Annotated in this window: 24 protein-coding genes; 19 read left to right on the top strand and 5 right to left on the bottom strand. The window is 69.8% G+C overall.

Going from position 1 to position 21,921, the window contains the following annotated elements; all coding sequences use genetic code 11:
• Positions 1-91 precede the first annotated feature (91 nt).
• The 15 genes from J2X63_RS01100 to J2X63_RS01030 all read left to right on the top strand — a co-directional run bounded on the left by J2X63_RS01100 (position 92) and on the right by J2X63_RS01030 (position 12,923).
• Entirely contained in the window at positions 92-1,003 is a 912-nt protein-coding gene (locus tag J2X63_RS01100; RefSeq protein ID WP_309973016.1) for an ATP-binding cassette domain-containing protein, read from the top strand.
• A 5-nt stretch (positions 1,004-1,008) separates the two neighbouring features.
• Entirely contained in the window at positions 1,009-1,845 is an 837-nt protein-coding gene (locus J2X63_RS01095; protein WP_309973015.1) for an ABC transporter permease, read from the top strand.
• Positions 1,846-1,981: 136 nt separating this feature from the next.
• Positions 1,982-2,791, top strand: coding sequence for an L-threonylcarbamoyladenylate synthase (locus J2X63_RS01090; protein ID WP_309973013.1), 810 nt, complete (start codon positions 1,982-1,984; stop codon positions 2,789-2,791).
• Positions 2,788-4,077: an MraY family glycosyltransferase gene (locus J2X63_RS01085; protein WP_309973011.1), complete on the top strand. Its 1,290-nt coding sequence runs from the start codon at positions 2,788-2,790 to the stop codon at positions 4,075-4,077. Before J2X63_RS01090 ends, J2X63_RS01085 begins: the two co-directional genes overlap by 4 nt.
• Positions 4,058-4,537: a hypothetical protein gene (locus J2X63_RS01080; protein ID WP_309973009.1), complete on the top strand. Its 480-nt coding sequence runs from the start codon at positions 4,058-4,060 to the stop codon at positions 4,535-4,537. Before J2X63_RS01085 ends, J2X63_RS01080 begins: the two co-directional genes overlap by 20 nt.
• 180 nt (positions 4,538-4,717) lie before the next feature.
• Positions 4,718-5,497: a F0F1 ATP synthase subunit A gene (gene atpB / locus J2X63_RS01075; protein WP_309973007.1), complete on the top strand. Its 780-nt coding sequence runs from the start codon at positions 4,718-4,720 to the stop codon at positions 5,495-5,497.
• Positions 5,498-5,542: 45 nt separating this feature from the next.
• A complete protein-coding gene (atpE, locus tag J2X63_RS01070) occupies positions 5,543-5,776 on the top strand; it encodes an ATP synthase F0 subunit C (RefSeq protein ID WP_022888426.1) in 234 nt (77 codons plus the stop codon).
• 44 nt (positions 5,777-5,820) lie between these two features.
• Complete coding sequence (locus tag J2X63_RS01065; protein WP_396133138.1) at positions 5,821-6,375, top strand: F0F1 ATP synthase subunit B; 555 nt, start codon at positions 5,821-5,823, stop codon at positions 6,373-6,375.
• Positions 6,376-6,378: 3 nt separating this feature from the next.
• Positions 6,379-7,173 carry a F0F1 ATP synthase subunit delta gene (locus J2X63_RS01060; protein ID WP_309972991.1) on the top strand — a complete coding sequence of 265 codons (795 nt, stop codon included), beginning with the start codon at positions 6,379-6,381 and terminating at the stop codon, positions 7,171-7,173.
• A gap of 77 nt (positions 7,174-7,250) precedes the next feature.
• Complete coding sequence (gene atpA, locus J2X63_RS01055; protein WP_309972989.1) at positions 7,251-8,891, top strand: F0F1 ATP synthase subunit alpha; 1,641 nt, start codon at positions 7,251-7,253, stop codon at positions 8,889-8,891.
• A gap of 42 nt (positions 8,892-8,933) precedes the next feature.
• The gene (locus J2X63_RS01050) at positions 8,934-9,830 is read left to right on the top strand and encodes a F0F1 ATP synthase subunit gamma (protein WP_309972987.1); all 897 of its coding nucleotides are present in this window, start codon (positions 8,934-8,936) and stop codon (positions 9,828-9,830) included.
• A gap of 21 nt (positions 9,831-9,851) precedes the next feature.
• The gene (gene atpD / locus J2X63_RS01045) at positions 9,852-11,312 is read left to right on the top strand and encodes a F0F1 ATP synthase subunit beta (RefSeq protein WP_309972984.1); all 1,461 of its coding nucleotides are present in this window, start codon (positions 9,852-9,854) and stop codon (positions 11,310-11,312) included.
• 2 nt (positions 11,313-11,314) lie between these two features.
• Positions 11,315-11,575 carry a F0F1 ATP synthase subunit epsilon gene (locus J2X63_RS01040; protein WP_159602190.1) on the top strand — a complete coding sequence of 87 codons (261 nt, stop codon included), beginning with the start codon at positions 11,315-11,317 and terminating at the stop codon, positions 11,573-11,575.
• A gap of 10 nt (positions 11,576-11,585) precedes the next feature.
• Positions 11,586-12,158: an ATP-binding protein gene (locus tag J2X63_RS01035; RefSeq protein WP_309972981.1), complete on the top strand. Its 573-nt coding sequence runs from the start codon at positions 11,586-11,588 to the stop codon at positions 12,156-12,158.
• On the top strand, positions 12,159-12,923 hold the full coding sequence (locus J2X63_RS01030; protein ID WP_309972979.1) for a peroxide stress protein YaaA: 765 nt from the start codon (positions 12,159-12,161) through the stop codon (positions 12,921-12,923).
• Positions 12,924-12,928: 5 nt separating this feature from the next.
• Here J2X63_RS01030 and J2X63_RS01025 read toward each other — a convergent pair whose 3' ends face one another.
• Positions 12,929-13,546, bottom strand: coding sequence for a DNA-3-methyladenine glycosylase I (locus tag J2X63_RS01025; RefSeq protein WP_309977757.1), 618 nt, complete (start codon positions 13,544-13,546; stop codon positions 12,929-12,931).
• Between the two features lie 5 nt (positions 13,547-13,551).
• Positions 13,552-14,043, bottom strand: a complete 492-nt coding sequence (locus tag J2X63_RS01020; protein ID WP_309972977.1) for a methylated-DNA--[protein]-cysteine S-methyltransferase — start codon at positions 14,041-14,043, stop codon at positions 13,552-13,554.
• Between the two features lie 126 nt (positions 14,044-14,169).
• Between J2X63_RS01020 and J2X63_RS01015 the strand changes: the two genes are divergently transcribed.
• Positions 14,170-15,138, top strand: a complete 969-nt coding sequence (locus J2X63_RS01015) for an aldo/keto reductase (RefSeq protein WP_309972975.1) — start codon at positions 14,170-14,172, stop codon at positions 15,136-15,138.
• Positions 15,139-15,229: 91 nt separating this feature from the next.
• Entirely contained in the window at positions 15,230-16,399 is a 1,170-nt protein-coding gene (locus J2X63_RS01010) for a DUF4192 family protein (protein WP_309972973.1), read from the top strand.
• Here J2X63_RS01010 and J2X63_RS01005 read toward each other — a convergent pair.
• Genes J2X63_RS01005 through J2X63_RS00995 form a run of 3 tightly spaced genes read right to left on the bottom strand, consistent with a single transcriptional unit; the run spans position 16,386 to position 19,754 of the window.
• Positions 16,386-17,780, bottom strand: a complete 1,395-nt coding sequence (locus J2X63_RS01005) for an FAD-binding oxidoreductase (RefSeq protein WP_309972971.1) — start codon at positions 17,778-17,780, stop codon at positions 16,386-16,388. The two genes, J2X63_RS01010 and J2X63_RS01005, sit on opposite strands and share 14 nt — an antisense overlap.
• Positions 17,781-17,830: 50 nt before the next feature.
• Entirely contained in the window at positions 17,831-19,243 is a 1,413-nt protein-coding gene (locus tag J2X63_RS01000) for an aspartate aminotransferase family protein (protein ID WP_309972969.1), read from the bottom strand.
• A 28-nt stretch (positions 19,244-19,271) separates the two neighbouring features.
• Positions 19,272-19,754, bottom strand: coding sequence for an Lrp/AsnC family transcriptional regulator (locus tag J2X63_RS00995; protein ID WP_309972967.1), 483 nt, complete (start codon positions 19,752-19,754; stop codon positions 19,272-19,274).
• Between the two features lie 159 nt (positions 19,755-19,913).
• On the opposite strand from J2X63_RS00995, the gene J2X63_RS00990 reads away from it, so the two are divergent.
• Entirely contained in the window at positions 19,914-21,092 is a 1,179-nt protein-coding gene (locus J2X63_RS00990; RefSeq protein ID WP_309972965.1) for an FHA domain-containing protein, read from the top strand.
• On the top strand, positions 21,089-21,919 hold the full coding sequence (locus tag J2X63_RS00985; protein ID WP_309972963.1) for a protein phosphatase 2C domain-containing protein: 831 nt from the start codon (positions 21,089-21,091) through the stop codon (positions 21,917-21,919). Before J2X63_RS00990 ends, J2X63_RS00985 begins: the two co-directional genes overlap by 4 nt.
• Positions 21,920-21,921 lie beyond the last annotated feature (2 nt).

The following is a 21,921-nucleotide window of genomic DNA, read 5'->3' as shown; positions in this document are numbered from 1 at the left end:
TAGAACTGTGTATTACTTAAACAACAGTGGATCACATACACAGTTTGCCGCATACGCAGACACCATCGGACACCTACGAAAGGAGCAGCACATGACACTCGCCATCGACGCACGCGCGCTGCGCAAGCGCTTCGGTCGCACCGAGGTGCTCGCCGGGCTCGACCTCACGGTCCCCGCCGGCAGCGTGTTCGCCCTGCTCGGGCCGAACGGCGCGGGCAAGACGACCACGATCAACATCCTCACGACGCTCGTGACCCCCGATTCGGGCACCGCCGCGGTCGCGGGCCACGATGTCGTCGCCGACGCCCAGGAGGTGAAGCGCCGCATCAGCCTCACCGGGCAGTCGGCTGCGGTCGACGGCGTCCTCACCGCCACCGAGAACCTCGTCATGATGGGCCGGCTCTCGGGTCTGTCGCGTGGCCAGTCGAGGGTCCGGGCGGGCGAGCTCCTCGACCGCTTCGACCTCGCGGATGCCGCGGCCCGTCGGGTCGGCACGTACTCCGGCGGCATGCGGCGGCGACTCGACCTGGCCCTGAGCCTCGTCGTCGCGCCGGCCGTGCTCTTCCTGGACGAACCGACGACGGGCCTGGACACCCGCAGCAGGCAGGAGGTGTGGAGCGTCATCCGCTCGCTCGCGGGTGCGGGCACCACCGTCTTCCTCACCACGCAGTACCTCGAGGAGGCCGACCGCCTGGCCGACCGCATCGCGGTGCTCGACCGGGGCCGGATCGTCGCCGAGGGCACGCCCGAGGAGCTGAAGGCCCGCATCGGCGGCGATGTCGTCGAGTTGCGCGATGCCGACGGCACCCTGCTGCTCGAACTCCCCACCGACGGCAGCGTGCACGGCCTGCGCGCCGCCCTCGACGAGCTCGACCGCAGTCCCGCGGCGGCCGCCGACGGCGTCTCGGTGTCGATCCGCCGCCCGAGCCTCGACGACGTGTTCCTCGACCTCACCGATCGTGACGCCGCATCGGCGTCTCCCGAGCTCATGGAAGCGAAGTGACCGCGATGACCACCACCAGCACCAGTGCCGCTCCCGGCCGCGCGAGCGGCGTCCCCGCACCGTCGGACCTCGTCCGCCCGCGCATCGGCGCCTTCGCGGCCGAGTCGACGTTCATCGGCCGCAGCCTCCGCCACTCCGTCCGCGACGTCGAGGCGGCGACCATGGCGATCGTCCTGCCGGTCATGCTCATGCTGCTGTTCACGTACATCTTCGGCAACGCCATCGACCCCTCGGGCGGCTACGTCGACTACGTCGTGCCCGGCATCATCCTGCTCTGCGCCGGGTTCGGCGCGGCATCGACCGCGGTCTCGGTCGCGAACGACATGACGACCGGCATCATCGACCGCTTCCGCACGATGCCGCTGCGCAGTGGCGCGGTGCTCACCGGCCACGTCGTCGCGAGCCTCGCCCGCAACCTCGCCGCGTCGGCCGTCGTGATCCTCGTCGCGCTGCTCGTCGGCTTCCGGCCGACGGCCACTCCGATCGAATGGGTCGGCGTGTTCGCGCTCGTGGCGCTCTGGATCCTCGCGATCACCTACCTGTTCGCGGCGATCGGGCTCGCGGCGTCGACACCCGAGGCGGCGAGCGGCTACGGATTCATCCTGCTCTTCCTGCCCTACCTCTCGAGCGCCTTCGTACCGGTCGACACGATGCCCGACTGGCTGCAGTGGATCGCCGAGAACCAGCCGATCACGCCCATCATCGAGACCCTCAGGTCGCTGCTCATGGGCACGCCGATGGGCGACTCGGCCTGGTGGGCCGTCGGCTGGTGCGCCGTTATCATCGCCGGCTCCGCCGCGTGGGGCGCGTGGCTGTTCCGCCGCAAGGCGGGGCGTCGCTGAGCGCGACCGCCGAACCGCCGTCGGATGCCGCGAGCCGCCCGGTTCGCGGCATCCGTCGCGTCCGCCGACCTCGCGCGGGAGCGCGCGTGCCCAGGCCCCGAGGACGGCAAGCCCGCTGGTCTAGAATCGAGCGGTCATGACTGCCATCTACGACTGTTCGGTCGATTCCCAGCTGCTCACCGGCATGCGCCTCGCGCGCGGCGCCATCGGACGCGGCGAGCTCGTGGTGATCCCCACCGACACGGTCTACGGCGTCGCCGCCGACGCGTTCTCGGCTGCGGCCGTCGCGCGCCTCCTCGAGGCGAAGGGTCGCGAGCGCACGTCGCCGCCGCCCGTGCTGATCCCCGGCATCCCCACGCTGGACGCACTCGCCGCCGAGGTGCCCGAACCGGTGCGCCGGCTCGTCGCCGAGTTCTGGCCCGGCGGACTCACGGTCATCCTGCACGCCCAGCCGTCGCTGCAGTGGGACCTCGGCGAGACCCGCGGCACCGTCGCCCTGCGCATGCCGGCCAGCCCGATCGCGCTCGAACTGCTGAGCGAGACCGGCCCGCTCGCCGTGTCGAGCGCCAACCTCTCGGGGCAGCCGTCGGCGACGACCGCGGCCGACGCCGAGGCGATGCTCGGCGAGTCGGTCACCGTCTACCTCGACGGCGGACCGGCCGGCACGGGGTACGAGGCGATCGGCGAACGGCCCGGCGACACGTCCTCGACGATCGTCGACGCCACCGGGCTCACCGCCGACGGGGGAGTGCTCCGCATCGTGCGCGCCGGCGTGATCTCGCGCGAGCGCATCGCGGCGGTCGTCGGCGACGAGCTGCTCGCGCCCATCGAGGGTGCGGCGCCCGCGACGTCCGTCGCCCACGAGGGCTCGCCCGACGCATCCGTCGCCGACGGGGGCTCACCCGCGGCATCCGTCGCCGATGAAGCGGATGCCGCCGCCTCATGACCCTCTTCCTCGCGCTCGCCCTCGTGGCCGCGCTCGTCACCTTCGGCGGATCCGTCCTGGTCTGGAAGCTGAGCCTCAAGTACCGGCTCTACCCGAAGATCCGCGAACGCGACGTGCACACCCGCCCCACCCCGCGCCTCGGCGGCATCGCGATGTTCGTCGGCATCCTCGCCGCGATCGGGGCGGCCGCGTTCGTCTCGTCGCTCGGATCCACCCGGTTCTCGAACGTCTCGATCATCTTCCAGAACCCCGCGCAGATGCTGGCGATCCTCGGGGCGGCGCTGCTCATCGTGCTCATCGGAGTGGCCGACGACATCTGGGACCTCGACTGGACGACGAAGCTCGCCGGGCAGTTCGTCGCCGCCGGACTGATCGCCTGGCAGGGCGTCTCGATCGTCTCGCTGCCGATCGGCGGCATCACGGTCGGCTCGTCGTGGATGAGTGCGACCATCACGGTGTTCACGATCGTGCTCGTGATGAACGCGATCAACTTCATCGACGGGCTCGACGGCCTCGTCGCCGGAGTCGCCCTCATCGCCAACGGAGTGTTCTTCCTCTACACCTACCTCCTGGTGCAGAAGACGTCGCCGCTCAACTACTTCAACCTCGCGTCGCTCCTCGCGATCGTGATCGTCGGCGCCTGCATCGGCTTCCTGCCGCTCAACTGGCACCCCGCCAAGCTGTTCATGGGCGACGCCGGGGCGCTGCTCATCGGCCTCCTCATGGCCACCTCGGCGATCTCGGTGACCGGCCAGATCAACCCGGCCGCCGTCGGCATCCAGGACCTCTTCGCCGCGTTCATCCCGATCATCCTGCCGTTCGCGGTGCTCGTCATCCCGCTGCTCGACTTCGGGCTCGCCGTCGTCCGGCGGCTGCGAGCAGGCAAGTCGCCGTTTTCCGCCGACCGGAAGCACCTGCACCACCGGCTGCTCGACATGGGCCACTCGCACCTGAACGCCGTGCTCATCTTCTACGCGTGGACCGCGGTGGTGTCGATCGGATGCCTCCTCACGTACGTGCTGCCCGTCTACCTCGGGACGAGCGCCATGTGGGCGTTCGCCTTCATCGGCGTGGGCTTCGTGGTGTGCGCTGCGATCACCCTGGCGCCCCTGGGCCGCCGCAAGCGCCTCACGGTGGCCGCGGAGGCCGAGACGCCCGACCTGCCCGAGGGTGTCGTCTTCGACGAACTCGAACCGAAGCCCGTCCCCGTGACCGTCCCCGATGAGCCCAGCCGGCCAGCCTCCGGCGACCCCGAACTGGAGCACGATGACCGACGCACGGCCTGAGCCCGCCGACCGCACGCCCACCTCGAACCCGGTGCTGCGCCGCGCCCTCGCGTGGGGCGGTGCGCTCGCGACGGTCGTGCTGGTGGTGAGCGCCGTCCTCGGGCTGGTCTTCGCAGGCACCGAGGGGCTCGTCAGCGCCCTCATCGGCACGCTCATGGCGGTGATCTTCATGGGCATCACGGCGGCCAGCATCCTGCTCGCCAACCGGTACGCCTCCAGCGACGTCTTCGTCGGCGTGTTCTTCGCGATCGTGCTCGGCGGATGGCTGCTGAAGTTCATCGTCTTCATCGTGCTCGTCGTCGTGCTCCGCGACGCGTCCTGGCTCAATCCGGTCGTGCTGTTCCTCAGCCTCGTCGCCGGCGTCATCGCGTCCCTCGTCGTCGACGTGCTCGTCGTCGCGAAGTCCCGCATGCCCTACGCGAGCGACGTGCAGCTGCCGAAGGCACCCACCGACGACTGAGGTCCACCTGAATTCGTCCGCTCGTAGAAGTTGTTGCTAGAGTATTGACGATCCCCCCGGTTTCCGCTCGGCTTCGGCATGTGCGGAATCCGTTCCATGTTCGTCGACGCGAGAGCCGAGCTCCACGCCCCGAAACAGGAGATAGCGCTGCTAGCTAACGCTCTGAACCTGCTGGTTCCGATGTCCACCGACGATGGTGGCTTCCACGGTCCGTCGATCGAGGAATTCTTCCCGGGGGCACTGCTCTTCGGCGGTACTCCGTTCGAGATCAACCGCATCACGCTCGTGCGCATCGTCGCCGTCGTCGCGCTGCTCCTCGTCTTCTGGCTCGGCACGCGCAAGATGCGTCTCGTGCCGGGCCGGTTCCAGAGCCTCGTCGAGATGGGACTCGACCTCGTTCGCGTGAACATCGCCGACGACCTGCTCGGCAAGAAGGACGGCAAGCGGTTCCTGCCGATCCTCACCACGATCTTCTTCATGGTGCTGTTCATGAACCTCACGGGTGTCATCCCGTTCCTGAACATCGCGGGCACGTCGGTCATCGGCGTGCCGCTGGTCCTCGCGATCGTGGCCTACGCCGCGTTCATCTACGCGGGCGTCAAGAAGAGCCCGAAGAACTTCTTCAAGAACTCGCTCTTCCCCGCCGGCGTGCCGTGGCCGGTGTACATCATCGTGACGCCCATCGAGCTGATCTCGACGTTCATCATCCGCCCGATCACGCTCACCCTCCGACTCATGATGAACATGATCGTCGGGCACCTCCTGCTCGTGCTCTTCTTCTCGGCGACGGCGTTCTTCGTCGTGCAGCTCGGCGGCTGGTACACCCTCCTCGGGGTGGGCAGCCTGGCCTTCGGCTTCGTGTTCACGCTGTTCGAGATCCTCGTCGCCGTCCTGCAGGCCTACGTCTTCGCCCTCCTCACCGCGGTCTACATCCAGCTCGCGGTCGCAGAAGAGCACTGAGCCCGGGCACCCGCCCAGCACATCCCTAGGAAAGGAAAACCCAACGTGGACGCAACTACCGTTCTCGCTGAGATCAACGGCAACATCGCAACGGTCGGTTACGGCCTCGCGGCCATCGGCCCCGCCATCGGCGTGGGCATCGTGGTCGGCAAGACCATCGAGGGCGTCGCCCGCCAGCCCGAGCTCGCCGGCCGCCTCCAGGTGCTGATGTGGATCGGCATCGCCTTCACCGAGGCGCTCGCCTTCATCGGCATCGCCACGTACTTCATCTTCGTCTGATCCCCTTCGCCGCTATCTAGGAGGCCAATGTGCTCCACGCAGTTCTGAGCGCTGCGACCGAGGCTGCCGAGGAGAACATGAGCCCGGTCGTCCCCGAGCCCTATGACATCATCGGGTCGGCGATCTGCTTCGTGATCATCCTCGTCTTCTTCTGGAAGTACGCGCTGCCGCGCGTCCAGAAGATGCTCGACGAGCGCGCCGAAGCCATCGAGGGCAACATCGCCAAGGCCGACGAGGCGCAGCGCAAGGCGGAGGCGGCACTCGAGGAGTACACCGCCCAGCTCGCCGACGCGCGCGCCGAAGCCGGTCGCATCCGCGAGACCGCCCGCGAGGACGGCAAGAAGATCGTCGCCGAGGCGAGGGAGCAGGCCTCCGGAGAAGCGGCCCGCATCACCGCCGGCGCACAGGCCCAGATCGAGGCGGAGCGCCAGTCGGCGCTCGTCTCGCTGCGGTCCGAGGTCGGCACCCTCGCGATCGACCTCGCGTCCGGCGTCATCGGCGAGAGCCTCTCCGATGACCGCAAGGCGCAGAACGTCGTCGACCGCTTCCTCGCCGATCTCGAGGCGAGCGAGCAGGCGGCTGCCGGAGGGAAGAAGTAACCCATGGGTAGCGCTACGAGAGGGGCCCTCGCCGACATGCGAGCGGCGCTCGCCGAGCTCGGTCGTGCCGAGCTGACGGTCGCCGAGGACCTCCTCGCGGTCGGCCGGGTCGTGGGCGCGTCGTCGCAGCTGCGCTCGGCGCTCACCGACACCGAGGCGGATGCCGCGCAGAAGCGCGCCCTGGTGGAGGCGGTCTTCGGCCCGAAGATCACCCGCGCCGCCGCGTCGCTGCTCTCGGCCGCCGCCACCGCGCGGTGGTCGAGCGGCGACGACTTCCTCGCCGGCATCGAGGAGCTGGGCTACCGCGTCGCGGCCGAGTCCGCTCCCGAGGGCGTGCAGGTCGATGCCGAGCTCTTCACCGTCGAGCAGGCCGTGGCCTCCGACGACGAGCTCGAGCTGGCCCTCGGCAGCAAGCTGAGCCCGACCGCGTCGAAGACCCAGATCGTGGACCGGCTGCTGGGGGGCAAGGCCGCACCGCAGACCGTCGCCATCGTGCGCCACCTCGTGGAGCAGCCCCGCGGCCGTCGCATCGGCGAGGCGCTCCGCCACGCGGCATCCGTCGTCGCCGACCAGCGTGGATTCGATGTCGCGACGGTCACGACCGCCGTCCCGCTCACGCCCGAGCAGCTCGCCCGGCTCCAGCAGGGCCTCGCCGCCCAGACCGGCCGCCGAGTCCGATTCGACACCATCGTGGACCCCGCCGTGCTCGGCGGAGTCCGCGTGCAGATCGGCGACGACGTCATCGACGGCAGTGTCGCCAGCCGCCTCAGCTCGCTGAGGCAGAAGCTTGCCGGCTGACCGCCGGACGAAACGACCGGCGTCCTGCGCCGCGACAGACCAGTAGCTGTACAACCGGTACAGAAAAGGGAAAGACAATGGCAGAACTCTCCATCAGCCCCGACGAGATCCGTTCGGCTCTCTCGGAGTTCGTCTCGTCGTACGAGCCGGGCACGGCGCAGAAGACCGAGGTCGGATACGTCACCGACGCCGGCGACGGCATCGCGCACGTCGAGGGACTGCCCTCGGTCATGGCGAACGAGCTCATCCGCTTCGCCGACGGCACGCTCGGCCTCGCGCTCAACCTCGACGAGGACGAGATCGGCGTCGTCGTGCTCGGCGAGTTCACCGGCATCGAGGAGGGCATGGAGGTGACCCGCACGGGCGAGGTCCTCTCGGTCCCCGTCGGCGAGGGCTACCTCGGCCGTGTCGTCGACCCGCTCGGCAACCCGATCGACGGCCTCGGCGAGATCACCGGCCTCGAGGGCCGTCGTGCCCTCGAGCTGCAGGCGCCCGGCGTCATGCAGCGCAAGTCGGTGCACGAGCCCCTCCAGACCGGCATCAAGGCCATCGACGCGATGATCCCCGTCGGCCGCGGCCAGCGTCAGCTCATCATCGGCGACCGCCAGACCGGCAAGACCGCCATCGCGATCGACACGATCATCAACCAGAAGGCGAACTGGGACTCGGGCGACCCGAACAAGCAGGTCCGCTGCATCTACGTGGCGATCGGCCAGAAGGGCTCGACCATCGCGGGCGTCAAGGGCGCCCTCGAGGACGCCGGCGCCATGGAGTACACCACCATCGTGGCGGCTCCCGCGTCCGACCCGGCCGGCTTCAAGTACCTGGCGCCGTACACCGGCTCGGCGATCGGCCAGCACTGGATGTACGACTCGAAGCACGTCCTGATCATCTTCGACGACCTGTCGAAGCAGGCTGAGGCCTACCGTGCCGTGTCGCTGCTCCTCCGCCGCCCGCCGGGCCGCGAGGCGTACCCCGGCGACGTCTTCTACCTGCACTCGCGTCTGCTCGAGCGCTGCGCCAAGCTCTCCGACGAGCTCGGTGCCGGATCGATGACCGGCCTGCCGATCATCGAGACCAAGGCGAACGACGTCTCGGCGTACATCCCGACCAACGTGATCTCGATCACCGACGGCCAGATCTTCCTCCAGTCCGACCTCTTCAACGCGAACCAGCGTCCGGCGGTCGACGTGGGCATCTCGGTGTCGCGAGTCGGCGGCGACGCGCAGGTGAAGTCGATCAAGAAGGTCTCGGGCACGCTGAAGCTTGAGCTCGCCCAGTACCGCTCGCTCGAGGCGTTCGCGATGTTCGCGTCCGACCTCGACGCCGCGAGCCGTCGCCAGCTCGCCCGCGGCGCACGCCTCACCGAGCTGCTCAAGCAGCCCCAGTACTCGCCGTACCCCGTCGAGGAGCAGGTCGTCTCGATCTGGGCCGGCACCAACGGCAAGCTCGACGAGGTCCCGGTCGAGGACATCCTGCGCTTCGAGCGCGAGCTGCTCGACTACCTCGGCCGCAACACCGAGGTGCTCTCGACGCTGCGCGACACGAACGTGCTGTCCGACGAGACGGTCGCGACCCTCGAGGCCGAGGTCGACAAGTTCAAGCTCGAGTTCCAGACCGGTGAGGGCAAGCCGCTCGCCTCGGTGGGCAGCGAGCAGTTCGAGGCCATCGCCGCGGAGGACGTCAACCAGGAGAAGATCGTCAAGGCTCGCCGCTAGGCGGCCGGCGACGACGATCGAACCTAGGCATACAGGAGAGAAATGGGAGCGCAACTTCGGGTCTACCGGCAGAAGATCAAGTCTGCCCAGACGACGAAGAAGATCACCAAGGCGATGGAGCTCATCGCCGCCTCGCGCATCCAGAAGGCGCAGGCACGCGTGACGGCTTCGACGCCGTACTCGCGCGCCATCACGCGCGCCGTCTCGGCCGTCGCGACGTACTCGAACGTCGACCACGTGCTCACCACCGAGCCCGAGACGATCGAGCGCGCAGCCGTCGTGATCCTCACGTCCGACCGTGGCCTCGCGGGAGCATTCAACTCGCAGGTGCTGCGCGAGGCGGAGGAGCTCGCCGAGCTGCTCCGCTCGCAGGGCAAGGAGGTCGTGTACTTCCTCGTCGGGCGCAAGGCCGTGGGCTACTTCCAGTTCCGTCGCCGCGCGTCGGAACAGCAGTGGACCGGCAGCTCCGAGAACCCCGAGTTCGAGCTCGCCAAGGAGATCGCCGACGCCGTGCTCGAGGCGTTCCTCCGCGACGCCGCCGACGGCGGCGTCGACGAGATCCATGTCGTCTACAACAAGTTCGTGAGCATGATGACGCAGACCCCCGAGGTCGTGCGCCTGCTGCCGCTCGAGGTTGTCGAGGGTGTCGACGAGCCCAACGCGACCGTGCAGCCGCTCTACGAGTTCGAGCCCGACGTCGAGACCGTGCTCGATGCGCTGCTGCCGGTCTACATCGAGAGCCGCATCTTCAACGCGCTCCTGCAGTCCGCTGCAGCGAAGCACGCGGCGACGCAGAAGGCGATGAAGTCGGCCAGCGACAACGCCGACAAGCTCATCACCGACTACACCCGGCTGGCGAACAACGCGCGCCAGGCCGAGATCACGCAGCAGATCTCCGAGATCGTGGGCGGCGCCGACGCGCTCGTCGCCAAGAAGTAACCCAGAAAAGAGAGAGCCAGAATGACTGACACCGCAACCGCGCCGGTCGCCGAGTCGACCGCCGGCGCCGTCGGCCGCATCGCCCGCGTCACGGGCCCCGTCGTCGACATCGAGTTCCCGCACGACTCGATCCCCGAGATCTACAACGCTCTCCAGACCAAGATCACGGTCGGAGGCGAGACCCTCGTCCTGACCCTCGAGGTCGCCCAGCACCTGGGTGACGACCTCGTGCGCGCCATCGCGCTGAAGCCCACCGATGGGCTCGTGCGCGGCCAGGAGGTGACCGACACCGGCGAGGCGATCTCCGTCCCCGTCGGCGACGTCACCAAGGGCAAGGTGTTCAACGTCATCGGCGAGATCCTCAACGGTGAGCCGGGCGAGCAGGTCGAGATCACCGAGCGCTGGCCGATCCACCGCCGGCCCCCGGCCTTCGACCAGCTCGAGTCGAAGACGCAGCTCTTCGAGACCGGCATCAAGTCGATCGACCTCCTCACCCCCTACGTGCAGGGCGGCAAGATCGGCCTCTTCGGTGGTGCGGGCGTCGGCAAGACCGTCCTCATCCAGGAGATGATCCAGCGCGTGGCGCAGGACCACGGTGGCGTCTCCGTGTTCGCCGGTGTCGGCGAGCGCACCCGTGAGGGCAACGACCTCATCCACGAGATGGAGGAGGCGGGCGTCTTCGACAAGACCGCCCTCGTCTTCGGCCAGATGGACGAGCCGCCGGGCACGCGTCTTCGCGTCGCGCTCTCCGCGCTGACCATGGCGGAGTACTTCCGCGATGTGCAGAAGCAGGACGTGCTGCTCTTCATCGACAACATCTTCCGCTTCACGCAGGCGGGCTCCGAGGTCTCGACGCTGCTCGGCCGCATGCCGTCCGCGGTGGGCTACCAGCCGAACCTCGCCGACGAGATGGGCGTCCTGCAGGAGCGCATCACGTCGACGCGCGGCCACTCGATCACCTCGCTCCAGGCGATCTACGTCCCGGCGGACGACTACACCGACCCCGCTCCGGCCACGACGTTCGCGCACCTCGACGCCACGACCGAGCTGTCGCGTGAGATCGCGTCGAAGGGTCTCTACCCGGCCATCGACCCGCTCACCTCGACGTCGCGCATCATGGACCCCCGCTACCTGGGCGAGGACCACTACCGCGTCGCCACCACGGTCAAGCAGATCCTCCAGAAGAACAAGGAGCTCCAGGAGATCATCGCGATCCTCGGTGTCGACGAGCTCTCCGAGGAAGACAAGATCACGGTGTCGCGCGCGCGTCGCATCCAGCAGTTCCTCTCGCAGAACACCTACATGGCGAAGAAGTTCACCGGTGTCGAGGGCTCCACGGTGCCGCTCAAGGACACGATCGAGTCGTTCGACGCGATCGCCCGCGGTGACTTCGACCACGTCGCGGAGCAGGCGTTCTTCAACGTAGGCCCCATCACCGACGTCGAGGAGAACTGGGCTCGCATCCAGAAGGAGAACGGCTGAGCATGGCCGTCCTCAATGTGAGCGTCGTCTCGGCCGACCGGGAAGTCTGGTCGGGCGAGGCGTCCATGGTCATCGCCCGTACGGTCGAGGGCGAGATCGGCATCCTGCCCGGCCACGAGCCCATGCTCGCGATCCTCGCCGGTGGCGAGGTTCGCGTCACCCTCCCGGGTGGCGAGAAGATCACGGCCAACGCGGAGGACGGGTTCCTGTCGGTGCAGTCCGACTCGGTCCAGCTCGTCGCGTCGCGGGCCGAGCTCGCCTGAGGGAGCACGGATGCAGGGGGAGCAGCCGATCGAACGCCAGTTCGGTGACCTGAGCGTCACCCAGCTCATCGTCATGGCCGGGCTGCCGGGCGCGGGCAAGTCGACGATCGCCGAGATCGTCGGTGCCCGGCTCGGCGCCACGGTCGTGTCCGTCGACCCCATCGAGTCGGCCATTCTCCGCGCCGGGATCGACGCCGACCAGCCAACCGGGCTCGCGGCGTACCTCGTTGCCGAGGAGATCGCGGAGAAGGAGCTCGACTCCGGACGCACGGTCATCGTCGACGCGGTGAATGCCGCGGAGGCGGCTCGGCTGCAGTGGCGCGACCTCGCTGCCCGCGCCGATGTGCGACTGCGGGTGATCGAGGTCGCCTGCTCCGACGAAGGGGTGCATCGCGCGCGTCTCGAGAAGCGCGAGCGTCGGCTCCCGCACCTCGAGGAGACGACGTGGCGCGCCGTCGAGCAGAGCCTCGAGGGCTACGCTCCGTGGACGGGTCCGTCCTCGGCGCTGCCGCGCGTGACCATCGACAGCGTGCAGTCGCTCGGATCGAACGTCGAGGCGGCGCTCGCCTTCATCGCGTCCTAGATGCGGCTGCTCCTGCCGCCGTCCGAGACGAAACGGGATGGCGGCCACGGTGGCCCGGTCGATCTCGCGGTGTTGGCCGCGCCCGAACTGACCGATGCCCGGTTCGCGCTGATGGACGCGGTCGCGAGACTCGCCGCCGATCATGACGCCGCCATGCGCGCCTTGAAGCTCGGTCCGCGGCAATCGGCCGAGGTCGAGCGGAACCGCCGGATCCACGTTGCGCCGTCGATGCCTGCGATCGACCGCTACACGGGGGTGCTGTTCGACGCGCTCGACGCCCCGACGCTGTCAGCCGAGGCGAGATCGTATGCGGCCCGCTCGGTCATGGTGCACTCGGCCTTGTTCGGCCTGGTCGGCGCGCTCGATCCCATTCCCGCCTACCGGCTGTCCCATGACTCGCGTGTCCCCGGCATCCGGCTGCGTCAATTCTGGCGCCCGCTCCTCGAGTCGTCGCTCGCGCGGCAGCACGGGCTGATCGTGGACCTCCGCTCCGAGGGGTACGCGCACCTCGGCCCGGCGCCCGTCCGAGAGGACAGCGCCTTCGTTCGGGTCGTCATGATCGGAGGCGACGGACGACGTCGCGCCCTCAACCACTTCAACAAGACGGCGAAGGGCGCGTTCACGCGGGCGGTGCTCGAGTCTCGTCCGACGGTGGAATCGGTCGACGAGCTGATCGACTGGGCGCGGACCGCCGGATTCGCGCTTGACGTCGCCGAGGGCGCAGACCCCGCGACCGGCGTGCGTGAGCTGGAGCTCCTGGCCTGAGCCGATCAGGCGACCGTCGCGACGGGCTCCGCCGATGAGTCTCGCGGCATCATCGCCCGGAAGCACCCCGACACGTGGTCGTCAACCATGCCCGCAGCCTGCATGAGCGCGTACATCGTGGTCGGCCCGACGAACCGGAAGCCGAGCCGGCGGAGCTCCTTGCTCATCGCAGCGGACTCGGGCGTGGTGGCGGGAACCTCCGCGAACGACCGCGGCGCCGTGTCGCGAGGCGGGGGAGCGAAGCTCCACAGGAGTTCGTCGAGAGGGACATCCAGAGCGAGGGTGGCCCTGGCGTTCTGGATGGCGGCCTCGATCTTGCCCCGGTGGCGGATGATGCGGGCGTCGGTGATCAGCCGCTCGACGTCGGCCTCGGTCATCGCGGCGACCTGATCGACGTCGAACCCGTGGAAGACCTCGCGGAACGCCGGCCGCCGGCGGAGGATGGTGATCCACGACAGCCCCGCCTGGAACCCCTCGAGGCAGACCTTCTCGTAGAGGCGCACGGGATCGTGCTGCGGCGTGCCCCATTCCTCGTCGTGGTAGCGGCGGTATTCGGGGTCGTTCGCGCCCCAGGCGCAGCGGGACAGGCCGTCGTCGCCGACCACGACGTCGGCCGACGGGATGACGCTCACGCGGCGAAGCCGATGCGTTCGTGTCCGAGCAGCCAGAGCTTGGTCGGGATGCCGTCGCCGCCGGAATAACCGGTGATGCGTCCGTCGGACGCGAGCACCCGATGGCATCCGACGATGATGGGCACCGGGTTGGCGCCGACGGCGCCCCCGATCGCGCGGGCCGACCCCGGCTTGCCGACGGCCGTGGCCAGTGCGCCGTACGAGATCGCCTCGCCCCACTGGAGCCGCTCGAGCTCGGCCCAGACAGCCAGCTGGAACGCCGTGCCCGAAAGGCGGACGGGGAGGTCGAAGTCGGTGCGTGCGCCGGCGAAGTACTCGATGAGCTGCGATCGGGCGTCGTCGAGCACCGGATTGGAGTGCTCGGGCTCGCCGTCGCGGGGGAGCGCGCCCTCGCGCTCGATGGTGACGCCGGTCAGCGCATCGTCATCGCCGACGAGCTCGATGCGCCCGATGGGGCTGTCGAGGCGGGTGAGGTACACGTTGGTCATGGTTCGAGCGTAGCCGCGGCATCCGACATCGACTCGCGGGAATCGGACATCGCGGATCGCGGTCGACCGGGTCGGCTGGGGAGGACGAGTCGAGAGCCGAGGACCGCGCGCGAATAGGCTGGAGCGATGACGGATCTCGAGTACCGCTCCCTCGGCCGGTCGGGCCTCCGCGTCTCGACCGTGGGGCTCGGCGGCAACAACTTCGGTCGGGTGGGCACCGCCACGGAAGGCCAGGAAGGCACGGACGCCGTGGTGGCCGCGGCGCTCGACGTCGGCGTCAACCTCATCGACACCGCCGACATCTACGGCCGCGAGTACGGCCTCAGCGAGACCCTCCTGGGCTCCGCGCTGCGCGGGCGCCGCGACGAGGTCGTCATCGCGACGAAGTTCGGGCACTCGGGCCTGCCGTCGCCCCTTCCCGCATGGGGAGCGCGGGGCTCGCGCCGCTACATCCGCCTCGCCGTCGAGGGGTCGCTCCGGCGGTTGCAGACCGACTGGATCGACCTGTACCAGCTGCACACGCCCGACCCCGCGACGCCGATCGACGAGACCATCGCGGCACTCGACGACCTCGTGCGCGCCGGCAAGGTGCGCTACCTCGGCCACTCCAACCTGAGCGGCTGGCAGATCGCGGAGGCGGAATACGTCGCGCGCGAGCTGGGCGCCGCACGCTTCATCTCCGCGCAGAACGAGTACAACCTGCTGGCACGGGGCGTCGAGGCCGAGGTTCTCCCGGCGGTCCGGCACCTGGGGCTCGGCTTCCTGCCGTACTTCCCGCTGCAGAACGGCCTGCTCACCGGAAAGTTCCGGCGGGACGACCAGCCCGCCGACACCCGCATCATGCGTCAGCGCCGTCACCTCGTCGACGACGCGCCATGGGACGTGCTCGACCGATACCGCGACTTCGCCGACGCACGCGGCATCAGCATGCTCGAGGCCACGTTCGGATGGCTGCTCGCACAGCCGTCGCTCACGAGCGTGACTGCCGGCACCACGCGGCCCGAGCAGATCCGGCAGAACGCGGCCGCCGGTGTCGCCTGGCAGCCGACCGACGCCGAGCTCGACGAGGTCTCCCGGATCTTCGCCGCGGGTTGAGTCCTCCTCCCCAGGCCTCGCCCGACTGAGGGCCATCGATACGGAAGTGGCGCCGGGGTGCGACGGATGCCGCGGGCGCCATGCTCACCGCATGACCACCATCATCCGTGCCACCGGTGCCCACGACCTGCTGGCCATCGTGCCCACCCTTGCCGGGTTCATCCCCGAACGCTCGATCGTCTGCGTGGCCTTCCGCGGCACGCGCTCGGCCGGTGTCCTCCGTCACGACCTCCCTCGGCGCGCGGCCGAGCGGCAGGCGGTCGTCAGCGCCATCGTCGGCACGCTCTGTCGGATGCCGGGCGTCGATGCCGTCGTGCCGATCGCGTACACCGACGCGACCTTCGGTGCGACCGGCCGGTTCCCCGAACGCGCGCTCCTGTCGCTGCTGGTTCGACGCATCGAGCAGGCCGGATTCGTGGTGCGGGACGCCCTCTGCCACGGCGTCGACGCCTGGGGGTCGCTTCTCGATCCGGCGACGCCCGCCAACGGGCATCCGGTCGCGATGATCGACGAGAGCGGCGCGCTGAGCCGGGTTCCAGGCGACGCCCGCTCGCTCGGCGGCGTGGCCGACTCCGGTCGCCTGCCCACGCCCGACGACGCCACCTCCCGCTCGATCGCCGAGCACCTCGCCCGATTCGACGACCTCGAGCGAGGCGAGGCGGCGCTCGCAGAACTCGGCGCCGAGGCGGACCCGGTGGAGCTCGTCGAGGCCCTGCTCGAGGGCGAGCCCGGCGATCAGCCGGAACGCCGCATCGCGTGGTTCCTCCACCTGGCGCGGCGACCGGGCATCCGCGATGCGATGATGCTGCAGTTCGGATTCGGGCCGGTGGTCGGCGAGACGGCCCTGGACGATGCCTTCGAGACCGCCGCGGTGGCGGAGCGCACGGGAGAGACCGTCGACCAGGTCGTTCGTCGGCGGCACGCCGACGACCCCGGCGAGACGGTCTCCGACCTGCTCGCGCGGCTCCTGCTCGGGCAGACGACCATCAAGCCCGATGGCGACCGAGTACGCCGGGCACTCGACGCGGTGCGGTGGGCCGCAGCACATGCGCCCGACGGACACCGCGGGCCGCCGCTCTGCGTTGCGGCCTGGCTGGCGTGGGCACTCGGCATGGGATCGGCGGCCGGAGCGCTGCTCGAGCAGGCGATCTCAGCGGAACCCGGCCTCCCTATGGCGGGGCTGCTCGCGTCGTTCATCGGCAGTGGCGCACTCCCCGAGTGGGCCTTCTCCGGACCCGGGTCGGATGTCAGTGACCGGTGAGTGGACCCAGCAGCCGCGCGGCGAGGGATGGCCGCTTCGTCACCCGTTCCTCGACGTCGGCGAGTTGCATGCCGAGCACGCCGAGGTTCGCGCCCGCGAAGCGGAGTGGTTCCGGCTCCCACAGGGGCGAACGGTGGTTCGCCCACGGGAGGGCGGTCAGCGCGGTGGAGCGCTCGAGCACGAGGTCGGCGAGCGTGCGGCCCGCCAGGTTCGTCGTCGACAGCCCATCGCCCACGTACCCGCCCGCGAAGCCGACTCCCGTCCTCGGGTTGTAGCTCGCGGTCGCATGCCAGTCCCTTGCGATGCCGAGCGGACCACCCCAGCGATGCGTGATCCGCGCGTCGCCCAACGCAGGGAAGAGCTCGCGCAGGGCACGGTGCAGGTGCGAGAAGACGCCGTCGACCCGCTCGTACGCCGGATCGACCGCGCTTCCCCAGTGATACCGGGCGCCGCGACCACCGAACGCGAATCGATTGTCGGCCGTGCGCTGACCGTAGATCAGGAGGTGCCGGTAGTCGCTGAACGTCTGGCCGTGTGCGATCCCGATCTCGCTCCAGACTTCGTCGGGGAGTGGTTCGGTCGCGATCATCAGCGAGTAGATCGGGAGGATGCGCCGCCGGACGCGCGGCAGTTGCGAGCCGTAGCCCTCGAGGGCGATGATGACCCGGCGAGCAGAGACGGTCCCGTGCGCACCCGAGTCGACGGCACGGAATCGCACCGTCCCGGCGGCCCAATCGAGCACCTCCGTCCGCTCGAAGATCGCGACCCCGAGCGCCTCGACCACGCGGGCGAGCCCTCGCACCAGCTTCGCCGGGTGCAGCCGTGCGCACGAGGGATCGAACACGGCGCTCGGGGAGGCCCCGTCGATTCCCGAGGCGCCGAAGCGCCCCGCGACCGCCGCCTCGTCCCAGTACTCGAGGCGATCGACGCCGAACCGACGCGCCTCGCCGACGTCGGCGATGCCGGCTGCCCGCTGCACATCGTTCCGCGCGAAGACCACCGTGCCGCCACGTTCGTAGTCGCACTCGATGCCTTCGGCTCGCGCGACGCGACCGACTTCCTCGACGGTGTCGATCATCGCGCGCCGCATGGCGACGGCCGCATCGAAGCCGTGGTCGCGTTCCAGGGACGCTGCCGAGCGGGGGAACAGCGCCGAGCACCATCCGCCGTTCCGGCCCGACGCGCCGAAGCCGACGATCTCGCGCTCGAGGACGGCGATCCGCAGCCGGGGTTCCGCCTTCGCGAGTGCGTACGCCGTCCACAGGGCCGTCAGCCCTCCGCCGACGATGCAGACGTCGAACGAGGCATCCGACGTCAGGGCGGGCCGGGGAGCCAGGTCGTCCGTGCCCGAGACGACGACATCGTCGAGCCAGAAGCTCACCTGCCGATATGTCGCCTCGCTGCCGTCCGTCGCGCGACGGGGCGACGCCATCAGAGTCGGTTCGAGGCTTCGGTGAGCACCCCTCGCAGGATCTGCTCGATCTCCTGGAACTCGGGCACGCCGATGGTGAGCGGCGGCGCGAGCTGGATCACGGGGTCCCCGCGGTCGTCGGCCCGGCAGTACAGGCCGGCGTCGAACAGGGCCTTCGAGAGGAACCCGCGCAGGAGCCGCTCGGATTCGTCGTCGTCGAAGGTCTCGCGAGTGGCCTTGTCCTTCACGAGTTCGATGCCGAAGAAGTACCCGTCGCCGCGCACGTCCCCCACGATCGGCAGGTCGAGGAGCTTCTCGAGCTCGGCACGGAACAGGGGGGAGTTCTCGCGCACGCGCCCGTTTAGCCCCTCCTCCTCGAAGATGTCGAGGTTCTCGAGTGCGACGGCCGCCGACACCGGATGACCGCCGAAGGTGTAGCCGTGGTAGAACGAGGTCGTCCCGGTGGCGAAGGGCTCGTAGATCTTCTCCGAGACGATGGTCGCGCCGATGGGGGAGTACCCCGACGTCATGCCCTTGGCGCACGTGATCATGTCGGGCACGTAGCCGTAGGCATCACAGGCGAACATGTGCCCGATGCGACCGAATGCGCAGATCACCTCGTCGGAGACGAGCAGCACGTCGTACTGGTCGCAGATCTCGCGGACCCGCTGGAAGTACCCGGGGGGCGGCGGGAAGCATCCGCCCGAATTCTGCACCGGCTCGAGGAAGACCGCCGCCACCGTCTCGGGACCCTCGAAGAGGATCATCTCCTCGATCCGGTTCGCGGCCCAGACGCCGAACGCCTCGAGGTCGTCGGACGGCGCGCCCACGTCCGCCGCACGGTAGAAGTTCGTGTTCGGCACCCGGAACCCGCCCGGTGTGAGCGGTTCGAACATCGCCTTCATGGCGGGGATGCCGGTGATTGCGAGCGCTCCCTGGGGCGTGCCGTGGTAGGCCACGGCGCGAGAGATCACCTTGTGCTTGGTGGGCTGGCCCTTCAGCTTCCAGTAGTACTTCGCGAGCTTGAACGCCGTCTCGACCGCCTCGCCGCCGCCCGTCGAGAAGAAGACGCGGTTGAGGTCCCCGGGTGCGTAGTCCGCCAGCCGGTCGGCGAGCTCGATCGCCGAGGGATGCGCGTACGACCAGATCGGGAAGAAGGCGAGCTGCTCAGCCTGCTTGGCGGCGACCTCGGCGAGGCGCCGGCGTCCATGGCCGGCGTTCACGACGAAGAGGCCCGAGAGGCCGTCGAAGTACTTGCGGCCCTCCACATCGAAGATGTGGTGGCCCTCGCCGCGGGTGATGATCGGCACTCCCGACGTCGCCATCGTGGACTGCCGGGAGAAGTGCATCCAGAGGTGGTCCTTGGCCTTCTGCTGCAGGTCCGCGTTGTCGTAGCGCACGTCGAGGCTCGTCGGTGAGTCGAGGGTGGTCATGGCTGTCCTCCTGGTTCGGGTCGCCCGCTCAGCGGGTGCCCCAGTTGTAGAACTGCTTCTGCAGCTTCAGGTATACGAAGGTCTCGGTGCTCTGCACGCCCGGCAGGTTGCGGATGCGCGAGTTCAGCAGGTTGATGAGTTCCTCGTCGTTCTCGCAGACCACCTCGGCGAGCAGGTCGAAGCTGCCGGCCGTGAGCACGACATAGTCGAGCTCGGGGATCTCGGCGAGCTGCTCGGCGAGCTGTCGGGTGTCGCCGCCGGCCCGGATGCCGATCATGGCCTGCCGGGTGAAGCCCAACTGCATCGGGTCGGTCACGGCGACGATCTGCATCACGCCCGATTCGGTGAGCCGCTGCACCCGCTGACGGACCGCGGCCTCCGACAGGCCGACCGCCTTGCCGATGTCGGCGTACGACCGCCGGCCGTCGGCCTGGAGCTGCTCGATGATCGCCTTGGAGACGTCGTCGAGGTGCACCGGCCGCAGCTGCGCCGAACGCGCGGAGTTCGTCATGCGTCGATCATGTCAGCGACGAATGCCGCTGGCAAGCGATTCCGTCGAAACCAGCGCGGTTCGCAACTGATTCCATACAATGGCAGCTCGTGTGTGGTGGATCCCACGGGATGCGCCCTGCGCGGACGTGTCGTGGCGCACGGTGCCAGACTGGTCGACATGGTGGTCGGATCCGTCACGAGCGCGGTGGTGCCCGGCGCGCCCGCATGGGACGTCGTCGTCGGCGACCGCTTCATCGCCGCGATCGCCGCGCCGGCCCCCGACGCGGCGACCACGGCCCTGGCGGCGGCGGCGGCCGACGCGACGGTGACCATCGAGGCCCTCGTCGGCCTGGTCCCGCTCGGCGGCGCGGACGCGGTGGAGTCCTTCGGCATCGTCTGGTGGCCGGGCGACTCGCCAGCCGAGGTGACGGCCGTCGTCCGCGGCGACGCCGTCGTCGACCTGACGTCGCCCGGCGGCATGAGGCGGTTCGACGCGCGCGGCATCCGTCCTTGGCATCTCGCCGACTTCGACGCCGTGATCGCGATCCGTATCGTCGGGGCGGATGCGCCGCTCGATCACCTCGGCGAGACGCCCGACGTCGTGGCGCACGCGCGCGCCAGCCTGCGCGCCTCGGCGCTCGAGTGGAACTCGCTCGCGGCGCCCCGGCGACCACGGGCATCCGCCGCCGATGCCGACACCATCCTCATGGGCCGTGCACGGCCCGTCGCCGGCGCGGCCGGGCCGAATGCCGACGCCGAGCCCGGCACGCCCCTGGACTCGGCCGACACGATCCTCACGCCACGCCGGTCCGCGGCGCCCGGAAGTCCCGTTCCCACCGGACACGCGGCGGGGTCGTCCGTCACCGCGTCGCCGCCGTCCTCGGCGGCGGGTGCGCCCCAGCAGCCGTCGACGGTGCCGTTCGTCGCCGAGGGGGGACCGGCGGCACCCGCGCCACCACCGCCGACCCGGCCCATCCCGGCGTTCCGGATCGGCGATGGCCCGCCGCATCCCATCGCCGGCCCGGTGCTCATCGGGCGCCGCCCGCTGGCGCCGCGCATTCCCGCCGCCGGGGCCCCGCCCGAGCTCGTGACCGTCGCCTCCCCGCGCGGTGCGGTCTCGGCCACGCACCTCGAGCTCCGGGTGGAGGGCACCCGCGTCATCGCGACCGACCTGCGGTCCACGAACGGCACCACCGTGCACGGCAGGTCGGGCACGCGTCGCCTGCGCGCCGGCGAATCGATCGTCGTGGCACCGGGCACACGACTCGACCTCGGAGACGATACGATCGTCGAGATCCTCCCAGCCCCCGTCGTTCCCCCCTCGAGCGAACCGAGCAGACAGCAGGCAGCGCCGTGACGCAGATCGGCAACGGAAACGCCAAGCACCGCATCACGCTGCCCGACGGCACCGAGGTCACGATCGCGTGGGCCGCCGTGACCGACACCGGCCTGCGACGCGAGGTCAACGAGGACAGCTTCGTGGCGCAGGCGCCCATCTTCGCGGTGGCCGACGGCATGGGCGGCCATGCCGCCGGCGACTTCGCGAGCGCCGCGGTCGTGACCCGCCTGGCCGAGCACGGCGGGCGCCTCACGATGGGCACACCCGAGATCGACTCGGCCCTTCGTCTCGCCGTGCAGGACATGGGCCGGGGCGCCGGCGTCACCGATGAGGGCAGCGGCACCACGGTGACCGGCGCGGCCCTCGGTGCCATCTCCGACGAGCCGGCGTGGATCGTCTTCAACATCGGCGACTCCCGCGTCTATCGCCTCGTCGGCGGCGTGCTCGAGCAGCTCACCGTCGACCACTCGATCGTGCAGGAACTCGTCGACGCCGGCCAGATCACGCGCGAGGAGGCCGACACCCACCCCCACTCGAACGTCATCACGCGGGCGGTCGGGTTCCACGAGGCGCCGATTCCCGACTACCGCGCGATCGCCGTGGAGGAGGGCATGCGCCTCCTGATCTGCTCCGACGGGCTGACCAAGGAGCTGACCGCCTACGGCATCCGCCACTTCCTCGTCGCGAACCAGAAGCCCGAGAAGGCGGCGCGACAGCTCGTCGAGGCCGCGCTCGGCAACGGCGGCCGCGACAACGTCACCGTCGTCGTGGTCGACGTGCTGAAGGTCGTGCGACCGGCCGGTGCGGTGTGGCGCGGTCGCGGCGACGACAGCGACCTCGACTGACG

Source organism: Agromyces sp. 3263 (assembly GCF_031456545.1).
GTDB lineage: Bacteria > Actinomycetota > Actinomycetes > Actinomycetales > Microbacteriaceae > Agromyces.
This window is presented reverse-complemented; position numbering and strand designations above follow the sequence as displayed.

Bases quoted from the DNA above. Each gene is read 5' to 3' on its own strand.
- J2X63_RS01015 (WP_309972975.1), top strand. From the start codon at position 14,170: ATGACGGATCTCGAGTACCGCTCCCTCGGCCGGTCGGGCCTCCGCGTC.
- J2X63_RS01095 (WP_309973015.1), top strand. From the start codon at position 1,009: ATGACCACCACCAGCACCAGTGCCGCTCCCGGCCGCGCGAGCGGCGTC.
- J2X63_RS01080 (WP_309973009.1), top strand. From the start codon at position 4,058: ATGACCGACGCACGGCCTGAGCCCGCCGACCGCACGCCCACCTCGAAC.
- J2X63_RS01030 (WP_309972979.1), top strand. From the start codon at position 12,159: ATGCGGCTGCTCCTGCCGCCGTCCGAGACGAAACGGGATGGCGGCCAC.
- J2X63_RS01090 (WP_309973013.1), top strand. From the start codon at position 1,982: ATGACTGCCATCTACGACTGTTCGGTCGATTCCCAGCTGCTCACCGGC.
- atpB (WP_309973007.1), top strand. From the start codon at position 4,718: ATGTCCACCGACGATGGTGGCTTCCACGGTCCGTCGATCGAGGAATTC.
- J2X63_RS00995 (WP_309972967.1), bottom strand. From the start codon at position 19,754: ATGACGAACTCCGCGCGTTCGGCGCAGCTGCGGCCGGTGCACCTCGAC.
- atpD (WP_309972984.1), top strand. From the start codon at position 9,852: ATGACTGACACCGCAACCGCGCCGGTCGCCGAGTCGACCGCCGGCGCC.
- J2X63_RS01085 (WP_309973011.1), top strand. From the start codon at position 2,788: ATGACCCTCTTCCTCGCGCTCGCCCTCGTGGCCGCGCTCGTCACCTTC.
- J2X63_RS01100 (WP_309973016.1), top strand. From the start codon at position 92: ATGACACTCGCCATCGACGCACGCGCGCTGCGCAAGCGCTTCGGTCGC.
- atpA (WP_309972989.1), top strand. From the start codon at position 7,251: ATGGCAGAACTCTCCATCAGCCCCGACGAGATCCGTTCGGCTCTCTCG.
- J2X63_RS01050 (WP_309972987.1), top strand. From the start codon at position 8,934: ATGGGAGCGCAACTTCGGGTCTACCGGCAGAAGATCAAGTCTGCCCAG.
- J2X63_RS01040 (WP_159602190.1), top strand. From the start codon at position 11,315: ATGGCCGTCCTCAATGTGAGCGTCGTCTCGGCCGACCGGGAAGTCTGG.
- J2X63_RS01060 (WP_309972991.1), top strand. From the start codon at position 6,379: ATGGGTAGCGCTACGAGAGGGGCCCTCGCCGACATGCGAGCGGCGCTC.
- J2X63_RS01010 (WP_309972973.1), top strand. From the start codon at position 15,230: ATGACCACCATCATCCGTGCCACCGGTGCCCACGACCTGCTGGCCATC.
- J2X63_RS01000 (WP_309972969.1), bottom strand. From the start codon at position 19,243: ATGACCACCCTCGACTCACCGACGAGCCTCGACGTGCGCTACGACAAC.
- J2X63_RS00990 (WP_309972965.1), top strand. From the start codon at position 19,914: ATGGTGGTCGGATCCGTCACGAGCGCGGTGGTGCCCGGCGCGCCCGCA.
- J2X63_RS01035 (WP_309972981.1), top strand. From the start codon at position 11,586: ATGCAGGGGGAGCAGCCGATCGAACGCCAGTTCGGTGACCTGAGCGTC.
- J2X63_RS01020 (WP_309972977.1), bottom strand. From the start codon at position 14,043: ATGACCAACGTGTACCTCACCCGCCTCGACAGCCCCATCGGGCGCATC.